The sequence below is a fragment of the Dermacoccus sp. UBA1591 genome (genome assembly GCF_002322065.1).
GTDB lineage: Bacteria > Actinomycetota > Actinomycetes > Actinomycetales > Dermatophilaceae > Dermacoccus > Dermacoccus nishinomiyaensis.
On sequence record NZ_DCNR01000018.1, the window covers coordinates 29,132 to 37,531 of the forward strand.

The 8,400-nt window shown below is 70.7% G+C and carries 7 protein-coding genes and 1 pseudogene; 7 read left to right on the top strand and 1 reads right to left on the bottom strand.

Annotation, left to right across the window (positions count from 1 at the left end):
* The first annotated feature begins 80 nt into the window (after positions 1-80).
* The 6 genes from B2284_RS01805 to B2284_RS01830 are packed head-to-tail and all read left to right on the top strand — an operon-like array spanning position 81 to position 7,137.
* Positions 81-1,262, top strand: coding sequence for a glycosyltransferase family protein (locus B2284_RS01805; RefSeq protein WP_136788582.1), 1,182 nt, complete (start codon positions 81-83; stop codon positions 1,260-1,262).
* Positions 1,259-2,578, top strand: a complete 1,320-nt coding sequence (locus B2284_RS01810; protein WP_074046437.1) for a glycosyltransferase family 2 protein — start codon at positions 1,259-1,261, stop codon at positions 2,576-2,578. The genes B2284_RS01805 and B2284_RS01810 overlap by 4 nt, the downstream gene beginning before the upstream one ends.
* Positions 2,575-3,378: a glycosyltransferase family 2 protein gene (locus B2284_RS01815; protein ID WP_083607375.1), complete on the top strand. Its 804-nt coding sequence runs from the start codon at positions 2,575-2,577 to the stop codon at positions 3,376-3,378. Before B2284_RS01810 ends, B2284_RS01815 begins: the two co-directional genes overlap by 4 nt.
* A complete protein-coding gene (locus B2284_RS01820) occupies positions 3,375-4,769 on the top strand; it encodes a glycosyltransferase (RefSeq protein ID WP_074046436.1) in 1,395 nt (464 codons plus the stop codon). The genes B2284_RS01815 and B2284_RS01820 overlap by 4 nt, the downstream gene beginning before the upstream one ends.
* Positions 4,769-6,265, top strand: a complete 1,497-nt coding sequence (locus tag B2284_RS01825) for a glycosyltransferase (protein WP_074046435.1) — start codon at positions 4,769-4,771, stop codon at positions 6,263-6,265. The genes B2284_RS01820 and B2284_RS01825 overlap by 1 nt, the downstream gene beginning before the upstream one ends.
* Positions 6,265-7,137 carry a glycosyltransferase family 2 protein gene (locus B2284_RS01830; RefSeq protein ID WP_083607373.1) on the top strand — a complete coding sequence of 291 codons (873 nt, stop codon included), beginning with the start codon at positions 6,265-6,267 and terminating at the stop codon, positions 7,135-7,137. Before B2284_RS01825 ends, B2284_RS01830 begins: the two co-directional genes overlap by 1 nt.
* A 192-nt stretch (positions 7,138-7,329) precedes the next feature.
* Here the strand turns inward: B2284_RS01830 and B2284_RS01835 are convergent, their stop codons facing one another.
* Positions 7,330-7,917: a GNAT family N-acetyltransferase gene (locus B2284_RS01835; RefSeq protein WP_074046434.1), complete on the bottom strand. Its 588-nt coding sequence runs from the start codon at positions 7,915-7,917 to the stop codon at positions 7,330-7,332.
* A 169-nt stretch (positions 7,918-8,086) separates the two neighbouring features.
* On the opposite strand from B2284_RS01835, the pseudogene B2284_RS01840 reads away from it, so the two are divergent.
* A pseudogene (locus B2284_RS01840) lies at positions 8,087-8,400 on the top strand (hypothetical protein); the annotation flags it as partial.

Below are 8,400 nucleotides of genomic sequence, written 5' to 3' on the forward strand. Positions count from 1 at the left end.
CCGCACCGAGCGGCGATGCGTTCGAACATTCGACGGACGTCAAGATGACGAGAAGCCCCGTCGCACATGACAATACGAGGATGACGACGACGCGCCCGGCGAGCACTGCCGCTGAGGACCCCCGCAGCGCGCACGTTGCATCGGGTGATGCGGCTGCAACCGTCGACCACCTCCTGCTCGGCCCGCCCGAGCACGGGGTGACGCGCCACGGGGCGGCTCTCGCCGGTGCGCGCCGCACGTCGATGCTCGACGTGGGGACCGGCGCGCGTGACCTCGCGGCGTACCTCGCGGACGATGCGGGGCCCGTGCATGTTCACCTCACCGACGCGCTGCTCGGCGCCGACCACCGGGCGATCGAAGCCGGGGTGCGCGCGATCGAGGGCGCCGCGCGGCCCGTGCACGTCACGCTTCACGACATTCCGCAGCCCGCCGAGGGGCAGGCGCGCTACGAACGTCGCGCTGCGCTGTATGCGCGCATCGTCGCGGCCGCCGCGTCTGTTCAGGTGTGCAGCGAGGCCGAGCGCGCGATGCTGGGTGACGTCGTCGCGGCGCCTGCCGGTGACGCTGACAGCGCCGCTCGGGGTTTCGGCGACGCCGATGTCGCTGGTGTCGGTGTCGTCACGTTGCCGGTCGATGCGCGAGCGAGTGCAACCGAGGCGGGTGACGCGGTGCTCGCCCTGGGCGATGACGCGCCCGTCGGCGTCCTCGGGTTCGTCCATCCGGGCAAGGATCCGCAGTTGGCGCTCGATGTTGCCGCGGCGCTGGGTCGCGACCTCGTCATGCTCGGCGCGGTGGTCGAGGGGCACGAGGACTTCGTCGATGACTTGCGCCGCGCCGCGAACGCGCGCGGAATCGAATTGCGCGTTCTCGGGCACCTGAGCGAGGACGAGATGGACGCCGCGATCGCGACGATCGCCGTGCCGCTCGCGGCCTACCGTCACATCTCCGCGTCGGGTTCGATCGGCCGATGGATCGCCGCCGGTCGCCGGCCGATCACGCTGGCCACGCCGTGGGTCACCGAACTGTCGACGACGGCACCCGGGTCGGTGGCGGTCGTCGAAGCTTCTACTGATGCAGGCGAATCGGGCGATCGTGATGGTGTGATCGATGTGCTCGTCGATGCCGCCCGGGCGGCGCTGAGCGACCCGCTGATGACCGTGACGAACCCGTCGCATCCCGGCTTGCTCACGACGCCGGACGCCGCGCGTCGCCAGACCGAACTGCTCGCCGCGCACCTGACGTCCCTGGGTGGTGTCGGGTGAGCGCGAACGCTCGCGCAGGCGAGCAGGGGGCTGACCTGAGCGTGGGTGACGGACGCGACGTCGACGTCGTCGTCACGCATTTCGAAGACCCGCAGCGTTTGCGATGGGTGCTGGATTCCCTGGCGGCGCAGGATGATTCGTCGCTGCGCCTCCACGTCGTCGTCGCGGATGACGGTTCGGCCACCCCGCCGAGCGTCCCCGACGGCGTCACGCTCCTGCGACAGGCGAACGAGGGCTTCCGCGCCGCGGCGGTGCGCAATCTCGGCGCGCGTGCCGGGTCGTCACCGGTCGTCCTCTTCCTCGACGGCGACACCGTGCCGACGCCCGGCTACTGTGCCGCGATGGTCGACGCCTTGCGAGAGGCGTCGCGCGAGGCGCCGGGCGCCGGCGCCCTCGTCGTCGCAGCCCGTCGGCATGCCGATCTCAGTGCCGTCGCCGCGCGGGGTGACGACGTCGTGTCCTGGTGTGCGGCAACCGATCCGGAGGCGCCGGCCGACGGTGACGTCCTCGCCGCACCCCAGTGGCTGCGCGACGGCTACGCGCGCACGAACGACCTGCGTGACGCCGGCGACGGCGACTGGCGGCTCGTCATCAGCGCCGTCATGGGCATGACGCGCGACGCGTTCGAACGGCTCGACGGGTTCGACGAGAGCCTCGTGGGGTACGGCGGCGAAGACTGGGATCTCGCCTATCGCGCCTGGAACACCGGCGTCGCCCTGCGTCATGCGCCGGCCGCGGTGGCCTGGCACGACGGCCCCGACGCGGGGGAGCGAGCCGATCTCGCGCAGCTCAAGGAGGGCGAGCAGCTCGCGCTCGCTGCCCGCATTCCACAGCCAGACGTGCGGGGGCGCCACGGCATCTGGCGCGCCCCGCGCGTCGTCGTGTTCTGGCGGCCGGCGCGAACGGTGGCACCGAGCGGCGAGTACGCAGCCCTCGAGTCGTGGCTCGCGCTCGCGGACGTCGGGATCTGGTGCGGTGAACACCGTCCCGAGGTGCTCGCCGATGACCCTCGCGTGTGCGCCGGCGAACCGTCCGACGAGGTTCTGCAGCGCGCTGAGTTCATCGTCGACGTCATGCAGCCGTGCGTTCTGCGCGATGCCGAGGGTCTGCTCGCGGCGTGCGACGGCGCGCCATGGGTGGGCGCCGGCGTGACGGCGGCGCGCACCCGTCATCGGACGAATGTGGACGAAAATCGCAGAAGTGACAGGGCCGCTGGGCCGGTCGAATCGCACGCGGACGCGTCACCGATCGTCGAAACCGTGCCCGCAGACGGGCTTCTCGACCTCGAGGCCTGGGGTCGACGGAGGTGGTCATGAGCGAGCGCACCTATCCGTGCGTGACACGTGCACTCACTCGCAGCCGTGACGGTTCGCCTCGCCCTGCTCTCGCCGGCGCCACCGTCATCGTGCCTGCGCGTGACGAAGAGCAGGCGCTTGCGCACTGCCTCACGGCGCTCGAACGAGCGCTCGTCGAGGTTGCTCATCTCGCGCCGGCGATGACGTTGCGTGCGTGCATCGTCCTCGACACGTGCACCGACGACAGCGAGGCCATCGTGCGTGCCTTCGCGGGCGCGGCGGCGCACCGCGGGCAGTTCAGCGTGGAGCCGCTCGTCGTCACGGCGGGGAGCGTCGGGCGAGCGCGTGCCGCGGGAGTGCGCTGCGCGCTCGAATGGGCGGAACGTGACGGCATCGATGCCGACGCGCTGTGGCTCGCGTCGACCGACGCCGACACGCACGTCCCGCCGCACTGGCTGAGCGCCCACATCGCGACGGCCAACGCCGGTGCCGACGCGTACGTCGGCACCGTCGAACCGGACGCGGCTCTCACCGGCGCGCGGCGCGCAGAGTGGATGGAACGACACCATCTGCGGGAGGGGCACCCTCACGTGCACGGCGCGAATCTCGGTGTGCGCGCCTCTGCTTACCTGCGGGTCGGCGGGTTCGCGCCGATGTCGCTGCACGAGGACGTAGACCTCGTCGAGCGGCTGCGCGCCGAGGACGAGCGCCTCGTGCGGGCGGCCGATGACGCGCGCGTCGTCACGTCGAGCCGTCTCGACGGGCGAGCTGTCGGCGGGTTCGCGACGTATCTGGCCAACCTGCGAGGAGGAGTCGCATGACGTCGCTGCGCATCGCCGTGCTCGCCACGAACCGCAACCCGTTGAGCGAGCCGTTCGCCGGCGGCCAGGAATCGCTGACGGCGGCGCTCGTCGCCGGGTTCCGTCGGCGCGGCCACCGCGTCGTGCTGTTCGCGGCCGAGGGGACGCCGGCCGATGTGGCAGACGAGGTCGTGGCGTACCCGGCGCTGCCGCGGTTCTCGGCGGTTGCCGCGCTCGACCCGCAGCTGCCGGAGAAGCCGTTTCTCGACGACCATCACGCGTTCACGTTCGCGGCTGCCGAACTGGCGCGCCGGGATCGTGCCGGTGAGCTCGACGTCGTCGCCAACCACAGCCTGCACCACCTGCCGATGTCGCTGTCGCGCGCCTACGACGCGCCGGTCGTCACGACGTTGCACACGCCGCCGTTTCCGTGGATGGAGCTCGGCGCGGCCCTCGCCTCGCCGGCGTCGCGGTTCGTCGCGGTGTCGAAAGCCCTCGCGGCGCAATGGTCGACGCTGACGCGGCAGGTCGTGGCGAACGGTGTCGACGAGTCGCGTTTCGTCCTCGGGCCGGGCGCTGACGACGGCCGTCTCGCCTGGGTCGGTCGGATCACGCCGGAGAAGGCGCCGCATCTCGCGATCGATGCGGCGCGGGTGGCCGGGCGACGGCTGGCTCTCGTCGGGCCGGTCAGCGATGCGGCGTACTTCGAGGCGGAGATCGCGCCGCGGCTCGGGGGTGACGTCGAGCATCTCGGCGCGGTGCGGCCAGAGGAGGTCGCGAAGGTCGTCGGGCGGAGCGACGCGTTGTTCGTCACACCGGCATGGGATGAGCCGTTCGGCCTCGTCGCCGTCGAGGGCGCGATGTGCGGGACGCCCGTCATCGCCCTCGCACGAGGTGGTCTCGTCGAGGTGGTGCGACCGGACATGGGTGTCCTCGTCGACGCGTCGAAGAATCCGGTCGTGGATTCGTCTGAGCTCCCGGCAGGAGCCGTGATGGCGGCGCCCGACGACGTGCTCGTCGCGCGACTGGCCTCTGCCGTCACCGAAGTCGACGCTCTCGATCGCGCGGCGGTGCGCGAGTGCGCCGTCCGCCATTTCTCTCTCGATGCCTGCATCGACGGGCATCTCGCGGTGCTGACGGAGGCGGTTGACGCGGCGCGCCGTTCGCAGCCTGGATCGGGCGCGCGATCCGTCGAACGTCACACACCGCTGGACCCGCTCCCGAGCGACGCCGACGCGCGGCGGCTCGTCATCCGTGAGGACATGAAGCCTCCAGCCGGGGTTCGTCCGGGGGTGAGCGCGCCGAACGGCATGGGCAGTGACGTTGCGGACCGTCCGTTGCTCCCGGGGAGCCTTTCGGGCGACAGCGTCTCAGGCGGCGCCCAACCGGACGCGACAGGGGCGATGTCGTGATGCGCATCGGTTATTACGTGCACCATCACGGGCGGGGGCACGCGACGCGGGCGGGCGTCATCGGTGCCGAACTGACGCGGCGCGGGCACGTCATCACCTATCTCGGCAGCGGCGCACTGCCCGACGGGGATCAGGTCGCGCTCGCGTCGGATGCCGATGAAGCGGATGCACCGTTCGTCGACCCCGATGCGGGTGGGCGTCTGCACTGGGCTCCGCTCGGCGGTGGCTACGCCGAGCGTTCGGCGCAGATCGCGGCGTGGGTGACGCAGGCGCGCCCGGACGTCGTCGTCGTCGACGTCTCCGTCGAGGTGAGCGCTCTCGTGCGGCTGCTCGGCGTCCCCGTCGTCGTCGTGGCTCAGCCCGGGCGACGCGACGACGCACCGCATGCGCTGGCGTTCGACCTGGCGGCGGCTGTGCTGGCGCCCTGGCCGGCGCGGCTCGTCGTCGCGCCGCACCTCGAACGCCATCGCGACAAGACGGTCGAAGTCGGTGGCCTGTCGCGCTTCGCGGGTCATGCTGCGGGGCCGAACGCTGCGGGCGGTGGTTCGTCGGCATGTGCCTCCCCGAACTCCTCGGAAAGTGTTGCGTCGGGCCCGCGGGCGGACGGTTCCCGCGATGCCGGCGGCTGCGGCGTCGCGGCGGACGTCTCGCAGAGCACTGCACCGGGCGCCGGATCCGGCGGTGCAGCAATAGACGCTGCGGGAGGCCCTTCGCTGGGCGCACGGCGAGGCAGCGATTCTGACGGTGCTGCGGTGAACGTTCCGGAGGGCCTTTCGGCGGGCATGCCGAGAGGGGCCTTCTCGGACGCGACATCGCGGGGCGCCCAAGAGATACCAAGGTTGCGTGGTGTGCTCCTCGTCGGCGGCGAGGGCTGGGACGACGCTGAGCTTCCGGGCGCCGTCGAACGCGCTGTGCCGCAGGTCCATTGGCGGACGCCCGACGCCGACCACCCCGTCGAGGTTCTGCTCGCGACGGCTGACGTCGTCGTCACCCACGCGGGGCAGAACGCTCTTGCGGACGTCGCTGCCTTCGGTGTTCCTGCCGTCGTCGTGCCGCAGGAGCGTCCGTTCGACGAGCAGGCCGACATGGCTCGTGCTCTTGACGACGCCGGCATCGCGCGCGGGCTGACTCTGGGTGCGACCGCTGACGAGGTCGCTGCCGGCATCCGTGAACTCCTCGCCGGAGGCGACGAGCGATCGACAGGACGTGCGTGGGCGCGCTGGTGCGTCGACGGCGCTGTTGACCGCGCGGCTGACGTCATCGAGGCCGCTGCGCGCGGGGGCGTCGCTGACCTAGCTGCTGGAACTGAGGCCGACGATCTGGAAGGTGCTGTGCGTGGGAGCAGGCACGGCATCGACGATGTTGCGCGCGCAGGTGTCGCAGAGCGAGGCGTCCGCGAAGCCGGGGGCGTTGCGCGTGGAGTCGAGGGCGGCTCCGGCTGGCCAGCCGCTACTGGCGCCGAGGCGCCCGCACTCGGAGATGGGACGCTGCAGTGATGACCGACATGGGGTCGGGCCGGACGCTGCCCGTCGCCGTCGTCACTCCGGTGCGGGGACGTCTGGAGCACCTCGTCAATCAGCGACGGTTCCTCGACGAGGTGGCGCCCGACGTGCGACACGTCATCGTCGCCGTCGACATGCCTGATCTGGGTGACGACCTGCGCGCGGCGGGCGTCATGGGTGAGAGCGTCAGCATCGTGCCCCTCGACGATCACCCGCTGGGCATGCCGACAGCGCGGGCCCGCAACGTCGGCGCCACGGCGGCACTCGATGATGGCGCGGAACTCATCGTCTTCCTCGATGTCGACTGCGTCCCCCTGCCCGGTTTCGTCGATGCGTCGCGTGACGCGCAGCGTCAGCTCGATGCTCGCGGCGAGCGTGCCGTGCTCAACGGCATCGTCACGTATATGGGGGAGGACGATCGTCTCGACGGTGAATTCCCGGCGGCTGCAAGACGTTTCGTCGCTCCGCATGCTGCGCGCCCCGCGCCGTCGTCGGGTGCGGTCGAGGTTGACGACGACCATCGTCTCCTGTGGTCGCTCGCGTTTGCGCTCGATGCCGACGCCTGGCGCGCGTGCGGCGGTTTCGACGAGCGGTACGTCGGGTACGGCGCGGAGGACACGGACTTCGGTATGCGGGCCCGTGACGCGGGCCTGCGGATGGCGTGGGTCGGCGGCGCGCACGCGTTGCATCAGTGGCATCCGAGCGCGAACCCGCCGCGCCATCACGTCGTCGACATCGTGCGCAACGCGAACCTCTACCGCGAGCGGTGGGGCACCTGGCCGATGGAGGGCTGGTTGCAGGCGTTCGCCGACGAAGGCCTCGTCGAGTGGACCCCTACGTCGTTGTCCCTGGCGTCGCCGCATTGAGGCTTGCGGTGTGCCCGAATGCGGACAGGATTCGCAGGCGTGTCCAAGAATCGCGAATGTGGACGAAAATCGCAGTCGTACAAGGGCGCGCCGGGGCCATCCTGCGATCTACGTCCACATCTGCGATTTTCGTCCACATTCGTACCGCGGGGTGACGCAGCGCCACCGAGACGAAGAGCGCGGACGGGCCGACTACGCGACGTCGCCGCCGCTGCGCGGGGAGGCCTCAGCTTGGGCGCTTTCATCGACGCGGATGCGGCTGTACATGAACATGTCCTTGCGCGAATCGCCCACCTGCTGCCAGGAACGCAGCAGTCCTTCGCGTTCGAAACCACAGGCCTCGGCGCAACGCCATGACGCCTCATTCCACGGCTCGACGTAGAGCTCGAGGCGGGCCACGTCTTCGAGCGTCTCGGCCCAACCGCTCAGGATGGCGAGTGCGCGCTTCGCGTAGCCGCGTCCCCGGAACGCCGGCGCCAGCCAGTACCCCGTCGAGGCACGCCCCTGGTGGATGGAGCTGAGCCACAGGCCGATGTTGCCGATGCACTGATCGTGCTGGTCGGTGATGGCGAAGGAGTACCCGGCGCCGGTCCGTAGTCGCTCGTGCTGACGCGCTATGTAACTCAGCGCGTCGTCATGGGAACCGCTCGCGGGGACGGTCGTGATGAGGGGAATCAGCGGGTCGCGGGCAACGCTGCGAACCAGATCCACGTCATCGTTCACGAAAGCGCGAAGGGTGACACGTCCGTCCCCCAGGTTCGGCAGTTCGGCGGGGAGCATGGTCTCACTCTCCCTCCATCGGCGATCAGCGGCAACCGGGTGACATGCCGAAGGCTCAGGATGCGCGGTCAGGGGGTGAGTCTCGCGATACGGTCGAGAAGTTGCCTCGCGGTCTCCGTCCGTGCTGCACGTCGCCTGAGCGTTATCGCCCCGATGATCGGAACCTCGAATGTTCTCGCTCGAATCGCCACTGCAGACCGACGCATGGGCCAAGGTCCAACGCAAGCTCGGCAAGCCGACGTCGACACTGCAGGGAGACGGGTGGTCGGCACTGTGCGTCGAGGAGAAGCGCGCGGTTGGCTCCTACCTGTACGTGCCGTACGGGCCGATCTGCCGTGACGCGGGCGCACTCGACGACGCCTTGCGCGCCATCCACGCCCATGCTCGTCGACGGCGAGCCTGGTGGGTTCGCGTCGAGCCGCGCAGCAGCGAACGCGAGGCCCTCTGGTCGGACCTGCCGCTGTGGCGGGACGTGCTCGAGGC